Genomic DNA, 17,366 nt, shown 5'->3' on the forward strand with positions numbered 1-17,366 from the left:
CGGAGCCCCGTGGGTTCTGACCTCCGGGGCGGCCCCGGAGCCCCGTGGGTTCTGACCCGCCGGGTGGCCCCTGGGCCCCGTGGGTTCTGGCCTCCGGGGCGGCCTCTGCGCCCCGTGGGTTACGCCTACAGCTCCTCGGTCCAGCCGCGCAGGGCCGTGTCCGCCAGGACGCAGGACACCGCCCGCCGCACCGCCGACGCGTCCGTCGCCCCGGCCAGCTCGACCCGCAGGACCACCCGGTCCTGGTCCACCTCGGGGTGGCAGGACCAGTGGCCGGGGAGGAGGCCCAGCAGCCTGACGACGGTGGTCCAGCCGGTCGGGGCCGCCCGGTCGCGGCGTACGAGGACGACATCGGCGATCCCGGACCGCCCGGCCGTCATGACGCCGCCTCCCTGGCCCCGGCGGGCCCCGGGTCCAGCACCTGCCGGGCCGCCGCCGCCAGCGCCTCGATACCGACGGGCAGGGCGGCCCGGACGTCGGGGGCGAAGCCGGGGGCGTGGTTGGGCGGTACGGGTGCGCCTCCGGCGCGGGCGGTCCGCCAGGGTCCGGCCCCGGTGGTCCCGAGCATCCAGTACGCGACCGGGACCGCGCCCGCCGCTTCCGAACCGGCCGAACCGGCCGCGCCCGCCGAACCTCCCGGCCCGCCCGACGCGAAGTGCGGGACGTCCTCGGTGGCCGCCGAACCGGCGAGGTCCAGCACCCGGCCGGGCCCGAGCAGCGCCTCGTGGGCCCGGCGCACCCGAGCGGTCAGCGCCGGGTCGGGGCGCAGGACGGGCGAGCGGGCGGTGACGGTGAACTCGGGGGTGCGCGGGGCTCCGGACGCGGCGGCCTCGGCCCGGACGACGCGTTCGGCGGCGGCCGCCAGCCGGTCGAGCGCTTCCTCGGTGAACGCCCGGATGGTGAGCGAGAGTTCGGCGTGGTCCGGGGTGATGTTGCCGCGCTCGCCGGCCCGCACCGAGCCGACGGTGAGCACGGCCTGTTCGGCGGGCGCGGTCGCCTCGGCCGCCACCGTGCGCAGCCGCAGCACGGTGGCGGCGGCCATCAGGACCGGGTCGAGGTTGAGGTGCGGGGTCGCCGCGTGACCGCCCCGGCCGTGCAGGACCGCCTCGACGGCGACGCTCCCGGCCATCAGGGGCGGCCCGCCCGCCGGCGCGTGGGCGAGGGCCCCGGCGGGCAGCGGGGCGGCGTGCTGGGCGAGCACCGCGTCGGGCACGCCGAACCGCTCGTACAGCCGCCCCTCCGTCAGCATGGACCGGGCCCCGCGCAGCGTCTCCTCCTCCGGCTGGCCGACGACGAGGACCGTGCCCCGCCAGGTGTCCCGGGTGGCGGCGAGGTGCGCCACCACCCCGGCGACCGCCGCGATGTGCAGGTCGTGGCCGCAGGCGTGCATGACGCCGGGGGTGGTACTGGCGTACGGCAGTCCGGTGGCCTCGGTGACGGGCAGCGCGTCCAGCTCGGTGCGCAGCAGCACGGTGGGTCCCGGTCCGTTGCGCAGCACCCCGACGAGTCCGTGGCCGCCGCCCACGGAACGGGTGACCGTACAGCCGTGTCCGGCCAGCCGGGCGGCAAGGCGGTCGGCGGTGCGGTGTTCGTGGCCGGAGAGTTCGGGGTGGGCGTGCAGGTCGAGGTAGAGCTCGACGGCGGCCCGGAGCAGCGGGCGCGGCAGGGTCCCGCCTCCCGGCGGCCGGCCCCCCGGAGCCCTCCCGTCCCCCCGCACCGCCTCTCTCGCCGCCTCCGCTCCCGTCGCGTGCCCGTCGTCGTCCGCGTCCTTCGCCGTTCCCGCCGCTGTGACCACCGCGCACCTCATCTCTGCTCAACGAGCCTGCTCCGTACGGCTGTCACGTGCCGCGCCGTCGCCCTGTCAGCGGGTGCCAGCGATGTGACAGCGAAAACGCGGCCGATGTGACAGCGGCCACCCCTCCAATGGGTCCAGCACCCGGGCACCGGATCGGAACAGCCGGCCGGCCCCCCACGAGACCAGGGAGATCACCATGGCCCCCAAGACCGAACTCGCCACCCTCGCCGACGAGATCCTGGAGCTGGAGTCGGAGACCTTCGAGATCTCGGACTACTCCGACGCCTCGGAGGTCGTCCTCGCCGGTTCCACGTCGTGCTCCTCGACGTCGACCTGCTCCAGCACCACCAGCACCACCTCCTGCAGCGCCTGACAGCGCCGCTCGGCCGCACGTACGGCAGCCCCCTCCCGTGAGCCGGAAGGGGCCGCCGCACGTGCCGCACCCCTCGAACGGGTCCAGCACCCGGGCACCGGGCCGGAACAGCCGGCCCGACTCCCACGAGACCAGGGAGATCACCATGGCCCCCAAGACCGAACTCGCCACCCTCGCCGACGAGATCCTGGAGCTGGAGTCGGAGACCTTCGAGATCTCGGACTACTCCGACGCCTCGGAGGTCGTCCTCGCCGGTTCCACGTCGTGCTCCTCGACGTCGACCTGCTCCGCCACCACCAGCACCACCTCCTGCAGCGCCTGACGACGCCGCTCGGCCGCACGTACACCGGCCCCCTCCGTCGGTCGGAGGGGGCTGTCGCACGTGCGGCGCGGGCCCGGTCACGGGAACGGGTGCGGGACGGCCTTGATCTCCGCCTCCGGCAGCTCGTCGGCGCGCCGGCCCGCCGCCCGCAGCGCGGTCCGCAGCCGGGGCATGGTCAGCGCCCGCTGTCTGCTCCAGCCGAAGTCCAGCGGCAGCAGTCCGGGGACGATCGTGGAGACCGTGTGCAGGCCCATCCGGTGCTGCTCGGGGGTCGTCTGGTCGACGGCGATGACGTCGTACCCGGCCCCCGTCAGCCGGTCGCGCAGCAGCCGCAGATCGTCCAGCAGGTCGCCGGTGCGCGGGCGCAGCGGCTGCCAGTCGGCGAACGTCTCGTCCAGCGGGAGGACGGCGGCCGGTTCCAGGTACTCGGCGGCGTGCCGCACCATGGACGGCAGTCCGTAGAGCTGGGCGTGGTCCTTGAGGTGCAGGACCTTGGTGAAGTCCCGTTCCATCGCCTCCAGTTCGGCCCGGCGCTCGGTGACCTGGTAGGGCAGGTGCGGGATGTAGGTGAGGACTTCGGACAGGGCCGCCTCGACCGTGTCCGCCGGGTCGAAGCCGGCCGCCGCGCTGAAGGAGAGCGTGCCGTTGCCGCCGTCCCGGCGCACCGCGAGGGCGGTGACGACGGGGACCGCCAGGTCCATCCGCGTATCGAAGGCGTGCACGTCGTAGCCGTGCAGGGCGGCCCGGTCGAGCATCGAGCGGACGGCGGGGGTCGTCGCGGAGGCGAGGTCGATCGCGGTGAGGCGGGCACGGCCGTACCAGGCGAGGAGGAAGGCGTCCCGCTCGACGAGTTCGAGGAGCCCGAAGAGGATCGCCTCCTCCGGACTCCCCCCGGTGGCACAGCCGTTGGAGCACTCGAAGACGAAGTTGTCGGCGTCGACGCCCGCGCTGTAGTGGGCGAGCCGGGCCGGGACCAGGACCGGGGCGTCGTCGCGCAGCGAGTGGGCCCACACCCAGGGGATCGCCCGGTCCGGGTCGAAGGGGCTGACCAGGGGGTCGGTGGCGTACGTCTCCGGGGCGTAGAAGCCGCAGTCGGCGGGGTTCAGGGCCTGGCCGGAGAGGTTCGCGTAGCTGTCGACGACCGGGGTCGTGCCGCGTCGGCGGTGGGTGCCCGCGTACCGCTCCAGGCCCTCCAGGTGGGCGAGGGTGCGGCTGGTGGCGTACCGGTTGGCCTGGCCGCTCCAGGTGACGTCGTTGAGGCCCGCGTAGCCGCGTACGAAGTGGGTTCCGGCGACCGGGGCGGTGGTGGTGGAGGTCGGGTTGATCCAGATGTCCGAACCGAGCGTGCCGCAGACCGGGTTGGCGAGGGCGGCGGTCGGCAGCGGGTAGGAGTCCAGGGTGCGGAGCCGGTAGCCGTCGGGGTCCGGTTTGGGGGTGGGGCCCAGCTCCATGCGGGCGGCCTCCGCCGTGTCCGGGACCTCCTGCACACAGGCGGGGCAGAGCGGTTCGGGCAGCAGCGGGAAGGTGGCCGTGGCGAGGGTGACCAGGTCGACGCGGGTGACCTGGGGCAGCGCCCGGTCGGCGGGGCCGGCGTCGGTACCGGCGGTCCCTCCCCGGGCGACCGCCCCGTAGGTGGCCCAGACCGCGTCCACCGCGTACTCCGTGAGCACCGGCCAGTGCACGGCCCCGCGCGGCTCGTGCCCCAGCTCCAGGGCCTCGCGCTCGGACCGGCTGCGCAGCCGCTGCCAGCGCATCGCGAGGCACTGGCCGCAGGCGGTGGCGTCGGGCCCGCCGCCCCAGGGGCCGATGAGCACGGCCCGGGAGGTCAGCTGCACATTGGCGGCCGGCCGGGTGTCGGCGTACGGGTCCGGGTGGCCGAAGCCGAGGACGTCGGCGGCCCCGAGCGGGACGACGTAGGGCGCGGGAAGCGGTCCGTTCCCGAGCGTACGGGTGTGGCGGGCGGTCAGCGCGGACTGGAGGCGGGTGCGCGCCGCGTCCAGGGGGGTGGATGCGGTGGCCGTCGTCGTCATGACTTGTCGCTCCAGCGGAAGGTCTTCAGCGCCACCGCGCCGAGGACGAGGGCGAATCCGGCGAGGACGGCGCAGGCGACGCCGATGTCGCCCAGGGTGCCGCCGCCGGTCAGCGCGCCGGAGACCCCGTCGTTGAGATAGCGCAGCGGCAGGACGCGGGAGAGGCTCTGCATCCAGCCGGGCATGGCGTCCAGCGGGAAGAACGAGCCGGACAGGAACGCCATGGGAATCATCAGGCAGTTGGCGACGGCGGCGACCGCCTCGGGGGTCTTCGCGTAGCTGCCGACGATGACGCCGAGCGCGAGGAACGCGGTGATCCCGAGGACCAGCACCGGCAGGGCGAGCGGCCAGCGGCCGTCCAGCTGGAGCCCGAAGGAGGGCAGTAGGGCCACGGCCACGAAGAGGACCGCCTGGACGGCTCCGATGCCGAGCGCCAGGACGTATCGGGAGGCGAGGACGGCGGAGACGGGTGTGGGCGTCATCCGGATCAGCCGGAGGATGTCGTCGCGCCGCCACTGCATCAGGACGAAGCCGACGCCGAAGACGGCGGCGTTGCCGACGCCCCAGGACAGCACGCCGGGCGCGATGTAGTTGATGTAGGGCTTGCCGCTCTCCTCGACGGTCTGGCCGTGGAAGATCAGCCCGAAGACGACCAGGAAGATCAGCGGGAAGGCGAAGGTGAAGAAGAGGGTGGTGCGGTCGCGGGTGTAGGCCCGGTATCCGGCCTGGCTCAGCGCGGTGTAGGCGCTCATCGGGTGTCTCCGTATCGCTGGATCACTGCACGGGGGGGGTGGGAGGGCGGATCGGCCTGGACTACGGCTGCGGGGCCCCGGTGCCGGTGCTCGTACCGGCTCCGGCCCCGGCTCCGGCTCCGGCCCCTGCCTCCGTGCCGGTCAGCTCCAGGTACACGTCCTCCAGGCTGGCCGTCCTGGTCTGTACGCCCTGGAGTCCGGCGACGGCGTCGACGGCGGCCAGGACCTTGCCCGCGGCGAGGGTCTCCAGCACGATCGAGCCGCCCTCCTCGGTCACCCGGTCCACGTCCGGGATGGCGCGGGCCTGTTCGGGGGTGAGGCGGTCGGCCGGGACGAGGAGGCGGGTGGTCGGGCTGGAGGCGGCGATCAGCCGGCCGGGGCTGTCCAGCGCGGCGACCCGGCCCGCGACCATGATGGCGACCCGGTCGCAGAGCGCCTCGGCCTCGTCCAGGTGGTGCGTGGTGTAGACGATGGTGCGGCCCTGGCCCTTGAGGTCGCGCAGGACCTGCCAGAGCGAGCGGCGGGCCTGCGGGTCGAGGGCGGCGGTCGGCTCGTCCAGGAAGATCAGCTCGGGTTCGTGGACCAGGGCGGAGGCGATGGCGAGCCGCTGCCGCTGGCCGCCGGAGAGGTCGTCGACCCGGGTGTTCCCCTGTTCGGTGAGGCCGACGGAGGCGAGCGCCCGTTCGGCGGCGGCCGCGTCGCACCGGTAGAGGGCCGCCATGGTGGCCAGGTGTTCGCGGGCGGTCAGCCGGACGAAGAACGACGAGGTCTGGGTCTGCACGCCGAGCCGGGGCAGCAGGGCGGTGTTGCGCGGCCAGGGGCTCTCCCCCAGGACCGTCACCGTCCCGGAGTCGGCGCGCCGCTGGCCCTCCATGATCTCGACGAGCGTGGTCTTGCCCGCCCCGTTGGGCCCGAGCAGCCCGAAGAACTCCCCGCGTGCGACGGTCAGCGAGACCCCGTCGACGGCCCGGGTCGCGCCGTACGTCTTGTGGACGTCGGCGAGGGCGACGGCGGGCCCGGCGGACGGTCCCGCCGGGGGGTCGTGGGGGGTGCGGGGGGCGGTGGACGTCATGGGTCTCTCCTTGGGATGGAACACCGGGCGCGGATGGAACACCGGGCCTGGGCGCGGGACTTCAGGTCGTCAGCAAATGATGGGCGGCCGCGACGACCGCCGCGACGACCAGGGCGAGAACGAGCACCGTGACCGACACATAGGCGGGGTAGGCGATCCGGGCGCGGCGCGGGTAGGCGGCCGCTTCCGGGGCGCGGCGCAGGGCGAGCCGCAGATAGGCGCCGGCCGAGGCGGCGAGGCCGGTGGCCCCGGCGAGCTGGCCCGCGATCCGGTAGCCGTCCAGCGGTGGCAGCGGTACGAGCATGGCGAACGCCTGGACGCTGCCGAGGAGCAGCAGCGCGGCGAACGCCTCGTGGGTGGCGCTGTCCAGCGGCGCGAACAGCAACAGCGCGCAGAACGGGAGCAGGAAGAGCAGGTTCATCACCGCACCGGCGGCGGCCGTGGCGATGCGGTGCCGGCGGCTGCCGAAGTAGAGGTAGTCGTCGACCGTGCAGTACATGATGACGGCGGGCAGCCGCCACCGCAGCCCGATCTCGGCGACCCGCCCGCCGTAGTGCCGGGCCACCACCCCGTGCGCCAGCTCGTGGAGGGCGGTGCTCACCCAGAGCAGCACCGCCGTACCGGTCAGCAGCACCGGGTTCCCGAACAACTCCCTTACGGCGAGCAGCAGTTCTTCGGACCGGGCGACGACCACCGCCTCCATGGCGAGGATCAGCACCAGCAGCGGCACCATCGCCCAGGGCGCGAGCAGAAAGCCGACGGCCCGGTGCAGCCGGGCGGTGGTGGCGTCGGCGTCGGCCACCAGCGGGAGGGTGCCGCGCAGGAGGGTCCGCTTCTCCGGTACGGGGGCGGGGGCTCGGGCGCTCTTCGGCGCGGGGGCTCCGGCCAGCAGGCCCTTCGTCCCGAGCAGGGCCAGGAGCTGCTGCCAGTGGGCGTCCGCCAGCCGTCGCCCGTACTCCCCCGCGTACGCCTCACCGATCTCCGCGAGGCTCCGCGCGCCGTCCATGCGGGCGATGAGGAAGTGCTCCTTGGCCCCGACCTTGAAGGAGTTGCCGGTCTCGGCGTCCTTGATCAGGTGGACGGTCGCGGCCCCGTCCAGCAGCGCGTCGCTGAGCAGGACGCGGGGCCGCAGCTCGGGGCGGTAGGCGGCGAGCGAGCCGGGGGCGGCCCCGGATGCGCTCATGCGGACTCCTTGAGGACCCGGCCCAGGACGTGGCTGAGGTAGGCCTCGTCGCGGATGGTGACGTGCAGCCGGTTGTTGGTCATATGCATGTACGGGGACAGCAGCAGCGGCAGCGCCACGGCCGGGTCGGTGACCCGCTCGTCCCGCTCGCCGTCCCAGGACCGGAAGACCAGGTCGCCGTCCTCGGCCAGTTTCCTCGCGCGGTCGCGGAGTTCGGCGCAGTGCTCGGCCCAGCCGGCCAGCGAACCGGGCAGCGAGCGGGCGCTTCCGGGCGGGGCGGTGGCGGCCCGGACCCGGGCGAACCGGTCCCGCAGCCCGTCCGCCGTGCGGGCGTAGTTGCGGTCGTACTCGTCGGTGCCGATGAAGCCGGTGCCGGGAAAGGCGCGGTGCCAGAACTCGTAGTAGCTGTCCAGGTAGGCGGTCAGCTCGTCCCGGCCGGGCAGGAAGGTCGAGGACATCACCATCATCAACTGGGCGGCGGTGCCCAGCAGGACGGTGCGCAGATGGAGGTTCTTGGTGGCCAGCGCGTCGATCACCAGGTCGCTGGAGTGCCGGAAGTGCCACTCGGCCAGCTCGATCCCGGCCGGCCCGCCGTATTTCCCGAACTCCGGCTCGTAGGGCTCGCGGTGGCGGGAGTTGTTGGGGCGCAGGTTCATCCGGCCCCGGTCGTCCGTGTAGTGGCCGCGCTCGCTGCCGGGAAACTCGATCTCGAAGAGGGTGTTGTAGAAGTCGTTGAGGAACCCGGAGTCGACCTCGTACAGCGCGGGCCGCTCGGCGAGGAACGCGTCCACGGCCTCTTCGGTGCGGCGGGCCACCTCCGGTTCGGCGGCGGGCGAGGACGGCTTCAGGCGCAGCCGTACGTGGGGTCCCTCCAGCCAGTAGTTGATGAAGAAGTACCCGGCGAGCAGCCCGTCCGCCTCCAGCTCCGCGACCAGCGGGCGGACGCAGTTCAGGAGGAAGGGGCGGGGGTTGGCGGCGTAGAAGACGTGGGTGGCCTGCCAGGCTCCGGCCGTTCCGGTCATGAGCGGTGTCATACGGTCCTCCTGCGGACGGGTACGGCCGTCTCCACGGCCAGTTCGGCGACATGGCGGCCGTGGCCGGAGACGGTGGACAGCGCGTCCTCGTCCGGCAGCATCTCCCGGAACACCACGCTGGCCTCGGGGGACTTGACGAGCGCCTCGAAGGCGGACAGGGACAGCGGGCTGTCGAAGTCGAGGTACTGCGGTTTGGCCCCGGTCGCGCCCCGGGCCCCGGTGTCCGACACGTTCGCGAAGACCCGGTCGGGCAGACCGTGGGTGCGCCGGAAGGCGTGCCAGTCCAGGAACCAGCCGTCCTCCGGTGTGCCGGGGCGGTGCAGCGGCAGGACGGTGGCCGGGGCGCTCCAGCTGCGCCGGCTCAGGACGAGCGAGCCGTGCCGCACCCGGGGCCGCCCGGTGACCCCGCCGCGCGGCTCGCCCTCGGGGACGCCCGCCCACACGTTGAGCGGGGCCATCGAGGTCGGTGAGAGGAGGAGCAGGGTGCGGGGCAGTTCGGGCAGGGCGAGCGGGACCAGGTAGCCGAGGTAGACGGGGATCACCTCGCGGTCCAGGCGGGCGGAGCGCAGGACGAGCCGGTCGGTCTCCGGGTCGTGCACGAGATAGAGGTCGTCCAGCGCGATACGGAACTCCGGCTCCAGCGTGCCGCGTTCGCCCGGGCAGACGATCTCGTACGGGGTGAGCCGGCCGTGCAGGTTGAGGTTGCTGGTGACCGGGCCGCCGGTGACCTCGGCGAGGACCGCGCCTTCGGGCACGAGGGTCTCGGTGTCCGCGAGGAGCTGTTCGTCGAGGCCGTCGAAGAGCTGGGTGAACCGGGTGAACGAGAACGACACCCCGCCGTAGGACCGGTTGAGGACGACGAGCGGGTCGCCGGGCCGGTCGGCGATCTGCACGTGATGGCTCATCGGCGCGAACGCCGGTGCGATGCCGTCCAGTTCACCGGCTATCGCGTCCAGGAAGCTCTCGTCGAGCCGCACTTCGGCCGCGCCCGGTTCCGCCGCCTCCGCCGTCCGCCACAGCGCGGCCATCCGGTCGGTGAAGGTGCGGCGGGCGGTGTCCAGGGCGCGCAGCTTCTCCAGGCCGAGCCAGTTGACCTCGGGGACGTAGGCGCCGTCGGCGTCGTACGGGGTGCGGCCGGCGGAGAACGTCATGTACTGGTCGAAGAAGTCCTCGTGGAAGTCGTGGACCAGCTTCAGCAGGTCGTCGCAGCGCCCGCCGTGGCCGTACCGGGCGAGGAAGAAGCCCTGGAAGGTGATGCGCTGCGGGAGGGTGAGGTCGAAGGCGGGCAGCACTCGCTCCACCGCCGCCAGCGGTCCGGCGGCCAGGCACTGCCAGGCGTCGGGATCCAGCATCACGCCGGAGCCCGCCGCCTGCGGGAGGCCGGAGGAAGCCGGGGAGCCCGAGGAGCGCGGAAGGCCAGGAGAGCCCGCCGCCGCGTCCTCGTACAGCAGCGTCTGCGGGACCTTCGCCCGCTCCGCCCCCAGCTCCTCCTCCTGGACCGCCCGCAGCCCGGCCCGTACGGACTCCAGCAGGGCCCGCCGCTCGTCCGGGCCCGCCCCGGCGAACCGGTCGGCCCGGGCGGCGGGCTCCTCCAGCCGGTCCGCGAGCCGGTCGGCCCAGGGGCGGTCCAGGCCGCGCAGCGCATCCTGGAAGGCGCGGAGCGGGTCGATGTCATGGACCTCGGTGCGCAGGCACGGCACCTGGACCATGCCGACGTCCAGGAGCGCCCCGAGATACTGCTCGCACTCCTCGCGCGCCGCGCCCCGGTCCTGCTCCAGCCAGGCCGCCAGCTCGCCGTAGCGGAGGGTGCCGCGTTCCTCGAAGAGGCCGAGCAGCCGTTCCAGGGTGCCGCTGCGGCGCAGGAAGAACAGCCGGTCCTTCACCGCGTCGAAGGTGACGGCCGCATCCTCGTCGCCCGTGGTGACCCAGCGCCGGACGTAGCGGACCCGGTCGTCGTCGCGCCCCCAGCCGGAGGCGAGGGCGAGCGGCAGATCGGCGCGGCGGACCGGGTCGGCGATCACCGCGTCGGCGAGCCGGCCCAGCGCCACGACGTTGAGCCGGACCTGCGTCCGCCACTCCTCGCCGACCCGCACGCGCAGCCCGTCGGAGCCGCCGAACACACCGGGGGCGACGCCGGTGAAGGTGGAGAAGGGGCTGGTCTTGCAGGCGGTCCGGTAGACGTAGGAGAGCAGCGAACGCTCGATCTTGCGCTGTTTGCGGTCCGGCCGCGCCCCGGCGTCGCCGGCCGTCTTCCGCCGGTAGCCGTCGAGTTGGGCGTCCAGGGTCGGCGAGGCGAGCAACAGGCCCTTGCGCAGCCGCTCGTGACCGGCGATCCGGGCCAGTTCGGTGCGGCTGCGGCCGGCCTCGGCGGCCAGCAGCCCGGCCCCGGCGCTCCGCCGCTCGTCCAGGGCCCGGCGGCCGGTCAGCCAGTCGGCGAGGGCCCCGGCGGCGGCCGGGTCGAGGGCGCGGACCCGGGCGAGGGCGGCGTCGGCGGCCACCGGGTCCGGCAGCCGGTTGTTGAAGACGTCGCGGCGCAGTTTGAGCAGGGCGCGGCGCAGCGGTTCGTCGTCGCTGCCGCCGATCAGCCCGTGCAGCTGGTCCGCGGCCTTCTCGGCCAGCAGCGCCAACTGCTCCGTGGTGTCGAGGACTTCGTCGGCCCAGCGGCGGCTGTCGGGGCAGCGCAGGGCCTGGACGTCCTCGACCGGAAGTCCGGCGACGCGCAGCATGAACGCGGGCCGCCCATCGAGGGAGTTCGCCAGGTCCGCGGCGTTCGGGGTGTTCGCTGTGTCGGTCATCGTCGTCCCCCGCTCAGGCGATCTCGTAGCGGAAGTCGGCCGGGGCGGGGCGTTCGTTGCCGATCATCATGATCAGCAGGGGCGCCTCGTCCGTCCCTTCGAGCCCCAGCTCCTCGATGTAGGAGATGTTGTCGAAGCCGAGGGCGACTCCGCAGCCGAGGTCCACGGCCGCCGCGGCGGTGTAGACGGACTGGGCGACGGCCCCGATGGTGGCGTTGACCAGCCGGTAGCCCCGGTCTCCGACCGCGTCGAGGACGGCGGTGGTGCGGACGGTGGGCACCAGCACGGCTCCGGTCTGTTCCAGGTTGTAGTTGGCGAGGAAGTAGTTCTTCTGGAGGAACTCCCCCGGCCTGCCCTCCTTCACCCGCCGCAGGCTCCGTGCCTCGGGGTCGTAGGCGTACGAGCCGGGCTCGATGCCCTCGACATGGCCGACGAACGCGTACAGCTTCGCCAGCCGTACGTCACCGGTGTCGCCGCCGAGCCGCGATCCGGCGGCCGCCGCCGCCAGGCAGGCGGCCAGCTGGTCGGCGGTGACCGGCTTCCGGGCGTCGAACCGGCCGAAGCTGGAGCGGCGGGCGCGCAGGGCGGTGCGGACGTCGGCGTCCAGCGGCCGGGCGGCCGGCAGCGTGACCTCCGGCAGCCGCTCGTCGGCGGGGTGCGCGGCGGCCGGGGCCAGGGCGCCGGGGGCGGGCCGGGCGGTGGCGTCGGCGGAGGTGGCGGCCTGCATGCGGAGCAGCGCGTCGAAGGTGAGGACGGTACGGGAACGCTCGACGTCCTTGTGCCGGACGGAGACAGGGGCGGCGGGGGCCGGCGAGCGGCCCGAACTCGCGTCAGCACCAGCCCACTTGAGCGGCACGACGGCGAAGATGCCCTCCTCCCGCGGGTCGACCCCGAGCAGCTCCGCGATCCGTTCCTCGTCGAACCAGAGGGCCGGCTCGACGGCCAGCCCCCGGGCGGCCGCCCACATCCGCCAGGTCTGGACGCAGGCCCCGAGGTCCATGGAGACGGCGTGGAAGGAGAAGCTGTTGTACTTGAAGGAGTTCTGCCAGTACTTGATGCCCAGCACCAGGTACTGATCGGTCTCCGGCCCCGGTGCGCCTTCGCCCAGCGCGTCGCGGACCCGGCCGGAGACATCGCCCGTGAGCAGCCGCCGCATGGAGTGGTGCCGGGTGGAGTAGTAGTGCACGCCCGGCGGTACGGGTCCGCTCGGCCCGGACACCCAGTGGATGCTGACCGGGTACAGCCCGCCGCCGGAGGCGGAGCCGCGCGACCAGTTGGCCAGCGGGTAGAACGGCAGCGCGTTCAGGTCCGTGTTGGCCTGGACGCCGAGGCGGCGGCCGGTCAGCCCGTACGAGTCACGGAGCATGCCGGAGAGCGTGCCGAGGTCGAACTCCCCCTGGCCCGGGCTGCCTTCGGGGAACAGGCCCCGGTCGAGCGTCGCCCCGGGCGGGTAGGGGGCGTCCGGCAGCGGGAAGCCGTCCGTGCCCGGGTGGAACTTGGCCTTGCGGGGGCCGTCCTGCCAGTTCGGCACATAGTCCACGGGGTCCATCGGGACCCGGCCGCGGTGCATGATCGCGGCGGCGTATTCATGGGCGTATCCCATGGCGAGCTCCTTGGTCACGGCAAGAGGGAGCGGGAGGAGGAAGGGCGCGGCGGGCGCGGGCCGGGGGCGGGCAGGGGCGGGGTCACGGGAAGGGGTGCGGGGCCGGGTTGAGGTCGGCGTCGGTGAGGTCCGCCGCCCGCAGGCCCGCCTCGCGCAGGGCGGTGCGCAGCCGGGGCATGCGCAGGGCGCGCTGGCGGGTCCAGCCGAAGTCGATCGGCAGCAGTCCGGGCACGATCACGCTCACCGTGGTCAGGCCCAGGTCGCGCTGTTCCGGCATGGTCTGGTCGACGACGACCATGTCGAACCCGGCGGCGGAGACGGCGTCCACGCAGCGCGTGAGGTCCTCGCGGAGATCGTCGGAGACCGGAAGCACGGGCCGCGCGCCGGGCCCGTCCCCGTACAGCTCGTCGAAGGAGCGGAGGGGCGGGCGGACGCTTCCCGGGGCGCCGAGCAGGAAGTCGGCGTGGTCGCCCATCTCCGGGATCCCGTACGCCAGCGGGTGGTCGTGCAGCGCCTCGACCTTCGCGAAGTCGTACGTCATCGCGCGCAGCCGCTCCTCGTCGCGCTCGGTGCGGCCCTGGAGGTTGACGGCGTCGGTGGCGATCTCGCAGAGCGCCCCGGCGAGCGCCGCCTCCGGGTCGAGTCCGGCCCCCGCGCCGAAGCACATCCGGCCGGGTCCGCCGTCGGGGCGGACGGCGACGCCGGTGACGACGGGGATCGGGAAGGTGATCCGGGTGTCGAAGAACCGCGCCTCGTAGCCGTACATCTCCAGCCGGTCCACCATCTGCCGGGTGGCGGAACGGCGGCTGGTGCGCGGGTCGATCTCGGGCAGGGCGGCCCGCCCGTACCAGGAGAGCAGGAACGCGTCCCGCTCGACGACCTCCATCAGGCCGAAGAAGACGGCCTCCTCCAACGCACCGCCGCTGGCACAGCCGTTGGAGCTCTCCTGGACGAACCGGTTCTCCAGGCCCGGCGCGTGGTAGTACGTGAGCACCTCGGGGACCAGGACGGTGTGTCCGTCGCGCAGCGACCAGCCGCGCACCCAGGGGATCTCGCGGTCCGGGGTGAAGGGCGGGACGCGGGGGTTGGCGCGGTGGAAGTCGTCGGAGTAGAGGCCGCAGACGCGCGGGTCCACGACGGCCCGCCCCTCGGCGCGCAGGGCGTGCAGACTGGCCCGCACCTGGGCGCGTTTGGCGCGGGACCGCATGCCCGCGTACCGCTCCAGGCCCTCCAGGACCCCGATACGAAGGCTCTCGGCGAAGGTGTCGGCGTGCCCGCCCCAGAACGTCTCGCGCAGATACGGCCCCGAGCGCATGGAGAAGCAGCCGATGGTGGCGGAGGTGGACGTGGAGGAGACGTCCTGGACGACGGAGGGCCCGAGCGACCCGCAGACGGGGTTGGCGTACGGCGCGACGGGCAGCTCGTACGCCCCGATGTCCCGGACCCGGAAGCCGTCGGGCCGCAGCTTGGGCGCGGGCCGCAGGGTGAGGGCGGCCGAGGCGTCGCTGTCGGGCTCGGGCCGCCCGCAGCCGGGGCACTCCGGGTCGGGGACGAGCGGGTAGTGGCGGACGGCCAGGGTCTGGAGGTCGACGAGGTGGACGGCGGGGAAGGCTCCGGTGTCCGGTCCGCCGCCGGCCGCGCGGGCGGCGACGACACCGGCGAGGGCTTCGGCCGCGAAGGGGGTGACGTACGGGGACGGGCCCGCCGCCCGGGTTCCGGAGCCGAGCTCCAGCGCCTCGCGCAGCGCGACGGACCGCACGCCCTGCCAGCGCCGCTCCAGGCAGCGGGCGCAGGGGCGTTGCTCGGCTCCGGGCGGCGCGGGGAACGGGCCGACGACGGCGTGCCGCCCGTAGTAGCGCACGGGGACGGCGCGGGCGGGGTCCGCCACGGCCTCGTCGCCCGCGACGGCACCGGGGCCCGCCGCCGTTTCGTCGTCCGCGACGGCACCGGCGGGGTCCGCCGCCCCGTCGCCCGCGAACGCGTCGCGTACGCCGAGGGGTTGGACGTCCACCGGGGTGACGCCGGTCGCCTCCCCGCCGTGCCGGGCGAGCCCGTCGCGCAGGAGCGCCGCGAGCAGCCGGGTGGACTCGGCCAGGACGGGTGCGGAGTGTGTACGGGAGGGAGCGGGGGCCGCCGGGGTGACCGGGGCGTCCGGCAGGGTCTCAACGGCCATCGGGACCAGCCTCGCCGTCCACCGTGAGCAGCACCCGGGCCGTGGCGATCGGGCCGGACTCCAGGTCCGCCGGGGTCGTCGGCGCGTACAGGGCGTCGCGGCCCGCGGACCGCAGCGCCTCCAGCACCGCGTCGAACGTGGTCTCCGCCGCGTCCGCCGCCACCGACTCCCCGCCCACCGCGATCGCCCCGGGGGCCAGATCGGTCACCAGCGGGTCGCCCAGGTCGACGCTCGCCCCCGGGTCCTCGGCGGCGAGCTGCACCTGGCCGAGCAGGTCGCGCAGGGCGGACGCGGCAGCCGTACGCCGGGACAGCCCGGCCCCGACCGCCCAACGGGCCCCGGCCGCAGGGCCGTTCGCCTCGCGGGCCAGCACCACGTGTGCCGAGGTGCGGTCCGCCTCGCCCAGGTCCAGGAGGTCCACGGCGATGTCCAGGTTGGCGGCGGACTTCAGCAGGAACACCAGCTCCGGGTCGTCACCGCCGACCGCCAGCGGGCTCACCCGGCCCGTGCCCCGTACCGCGCGGAGCAGGGCGTCGTGGGCGAGCGCGGACAGCAGCCCCCGGCCCGCCGCCTCCGCCGCGCTGCCGCCCGCCCCCGCGCCCGCCGTGGTCGCCAGGTGCGCCCGGTCGTGGTTGTGCGGCCCGAACGGGCGCAGGGCGGCGGCCGGTACGCGTACCGGGTCCTTGCCGATCAGCGAGGTGGCGACCGCCCAGACGGCGGGCACGGCCCCGGTGCCGCCGCCGGTCGTCAGGGCGTCGGGCCCGAACGTCCGCAGCGCCCGCGCACCGTCCTCCGCCGCCGGGGCCAGCGGGACCACGTGCTCCACATACGCCTCGGCCGCCGCGTACAGGGCCCGGGTCCGCGCCCCGGCCAGATGGTGCACGTCGAACGCGGCGATCCGGCGGCGCTCGCCGCCCCCGAGCGCCACCTCGACCCGGCTGAGCTTCAGCGGGGTCTGGGTCAGTTCCTCGTCATCGTACCGGCGGAAGATCCCGGTGTACGGGCGGACCAGTGCCGTGCTGATCCGGTTGAGCTCCTCGACCAGGCCCTCCGCGTCGCGGGCGGTCTCCACGGTCGCGGTGACGGGCAGCGCGAGCGGGCCGGGCAGGGCCGCGGGGCCGTCGGCGGGGAGTGCGGCGCAGCGGACGCACCGGGGGTGGGGCCGGACCGGTTCGGCCATCACGTCCAGCGATTCCAGGTCCTGGACGAGGACCTGGCCGGCCGTCTCGGCGGGCAGTGCGCCGGTGGTCAGGCGGAAGATCTCGTAGCCGACGAGGTTGCCGGCCATCGCGGCGACCGGCCCGGACAGGGTGGCCCCGGCGGCCGGTACGGCCCCGGCCGCCTCGCTCCACAGCCCGGCCGCCGACTCCGCGTCGACGTTGCCGCCCAGCCGCAGCAGGGCGCAGGACCAGCAGCCGGTGGAGCCCGCGGTGGAGAGCGGGCCGACGATCAGGCGGCGGCCGAACAGCCAGGCGGGGATGAGGGTCACGCCCTCGGGCACCCCGGCGGCCAGCAGCCGGTGGGTGCGCGCTCCGGCGTCCGCGCCGGTGACCACGACGACGTCGTAGCCGTCCAGGGCGGCCCAGCCCGCGTCCGTCCCGGCGGTGAGCGTCCCGACGCGCGCCCCGTTGGCGGCGGCCTCGGCGGTGACGTCGTCGAAGGCCGCGACGGTGCCGATGCGCGCGCAGCCGTTGCGCACCAGGCTCAGCGCGCACCAGCGGGCCGTCTCGTCGTCGCCGAGGACGGCGACGCGGGTGGCGCGGTAGCGGGCGAAGCGGGCGGGGGCGTCGTCGGTGTAGTGGTCGACGTAGGCGATCTGCGCGGCGAACCGCTCGGCGGTCTCCTGGTCGAGGGCGTCCTCCGCCGCCTCGGCCTCGGGGATGTCGCGGGCGAAGCCGCGCGCGTACAGCGTCTTGACCAGTTCGGCGGCCATCGCCCGCTGCGCGGGCCCGAATCCGGCGCACAGGTCGGCCAGCCGGTGGTGCCCGGTGAGGTGCGGGACGACGAGGGAGGCGAAGCGGTAGGCGGTGCGGCCGGTGAGGTGGAAGCCGCCGTCGGCGTTGTGGAACAGCACCCCGCCGGGGGTCTCGGTGAACAGCACGTCGCGGCGGATGCGCGGCCGGGTGCCGGCGAGCGCGTCGAACGCGGTCGTCGCGGGCGTTGCGGGCGCCGATGGGGGCGTGGCGGGTGCGGCGGGCGTGGCAGGGGCTGTGGGGGCGGCGCTCTCGGCCATG

General features: G+C 74.7%; 13 protein-coding genes. 2 read left to right on the plus strand and 11 right to left on the minus strand.

Annotated elements, in window-relative coordinates; translation table 11 throughout:
- Positions 1-125: 125 nt before the first annotated feature.
- The gene (locus ACSMXR_RS13810) at positions 126-380 is read right to left on the minus strand and encodes a hypothetical protein (RefSeq protein ID WP_376184107.1); all 255 of its coding nucleotides are present in this window, start codon (positions 378-380) and stop codon (positions 126-128) included.
- Entirely contained in the window at positions 377-1,795 is a 1,419-nt protein-coding gene (locus tag ACSMXR_RS13815) for an amidohydrolase (RefSeq protein ID WP_473171975.1), read from the minus strand. Before ACSMXR_RS13815 ends, ACSMXR_RS13810 begins: the two co-directional genes overlap by 4 nt.
- A gap of 196 nt (positions 1,796-1,991) precedes the next feature.
- On the opposite strand from ACSMXR_RS13815, the gene ACSMXR_RS13820 reads away from it, so the two are divergent.
- On the plus strand, positions 1,992-2,168 hold the full coding sequence (locus ACSMXR_RS13820; protein ID WP_003968635.1) for a thiazolylpeptide-type bacteriocin: 177 nt from the start codon (positions 1,992-1,994) through the stop codon (positions 2,166-2,168).
- Positions 2,169-2,313: 145 nt separating this feature from the next.
- Entirely contained in the window at positions 2,314-2,490 is a 177-nt protein-coding gene (locus ACSMXR_RS13825; protein ID WP_218526155.1) for a thiazolylpeptide-type bacteriocin, read from the plus strand.
- Between the two features lie 77 nt (positions 2,491-2,567).
- Here the strand turns inward: ACSMXR_RS13825 and ACSMXR_RS13830 are convergent, their stop codons facing one another.
- The 9 genes from ACSMXR_RS13830 to ACSMXR_RS13870 form a co-directional block, all read right to left on the minus strand.
- Positions 2,568-4,520, minus strand: a complete 1,953-nt coding sequence (locus tag ACSMXR_RS13830) for a TOMM precursor leader peptide-binding protein (RefSeq protein WP_473171976.1) — start codon at positions 4,518-4,520, stop codon at positions 2,568-2,570.
- Entirely contained in the window at positions 4,517-5,272 is a 756-nt protein-coding gene (locus ACSMXR_RS13835; protein ID WP_137234309.1) for an ABC transporter permease, read from the minus strand. The genes ACSMXR_RS13830 and ACSMXR_RS13835 overlap by 4 nt, the downstream gene beginning before the upstream one ends.
- Before the next feature lie 61 nt (positions 5,273-5,333).
- On the minus strand, positions 5,334-6,344 hold the full coding sequence (locus ACSMXR_RS13840; RefSeq protein WP_473171977.1) for an ABC transporter ATP-binding protein: 1,011 nt from the start codon (positions 6,342-6,344) through the stop codon (positions 5,334-5,336).
- Between the two features lie 61 nt (positions 6,345-6,405).
- Positions 6,406-7,527, minus strand: coding sequence for a metalloprotease (locus tag ACSMXR_RS13845; protein ID WP_473171978.1), 1,122 nt, complete (start codon positions 7,525-7,527; stop codon positions 6,406-6,408).
- On the minus strand, positions 7,524-8,561 hold the full coding sequence (locus ACSMXR_RS13850; RefSeq protein WP_473171979.1) for a lantibiotic dehydratase C-terminal domain-containing protein: 1,038 nt from the start codon (positions 8,559-8,561) through the stop codon (positions 7,524-7,526). The genes ACSMXR_RS13845 and ACSMXR_RS13850 overlap by 4 nt, the downstream gene beginning before the upstream one ends.
- Positions 8,558-11,356: a lantibiotic dehydratase gene (locus ACSMXR_RS13855; RefSeq protein WP_473171980.1), complete on the minus strand. Its 2,799-nt coding sequence runs from the start codon at positions 11,354-11,356 to the stop codon at positions 8,558-8,560. Before ACSMXR_RS13855 ends, ACSMXR_RS13850 begins: the two co-directional genes overlap by 4 nt.
- A gap of 13 nt (positions 11,357-11,369) precedes the next feature.
- Positions 11,370-12,959 carry a SagB family peptide dehydrogenase gene (locus ACSMXR_RS13860; protein WP_473171981.1) on the minus strand — a complete coding sequence of 530 codons (1,590 nt, stop codon included), beginning with the start codon at positions 12,957-12,959 and terminating at the stop codon, positions 11,370-11,372.
- A gap of 82 nt (positions 12,960-13,041) precedes the next feature.
- Positions 13,042-15,132 carry a TOMM precursor leader peptide-binding protein gene (locus ACSMXR_RS13865; protein ID WP_473171982.1) on the minus strand — a complete coding sequence of 697 codons (2,091 nt, stop codon included), beginning with the start codon at positions 15,130-15,132 and terminating at the stop codon, positions 13,042-13,044.
- Positions 15,122-17,365 carry a TOMM precursor leader peptide-binding protein gene (locus ACSMXR_RS13870; protein ID WP_473171983.1) on the minus strand — a complete coding sequence of 748 codons (2,244 nt, stop codon included), beginning with the start codon at positions 17,363-17,365 and terminating at the stop codon, positions 15,122-15,124. Before ACSMXR_RS13870 ends, ACSMXR_RS13865 begins: the two co-directional genes overlap by 11 nt.
- Position 17,366 lies beyond the last annotated feature (1 nt).

It is taken from the genome of Streptomyces sp. DSM 106670 (assembly GCF_055792845.1).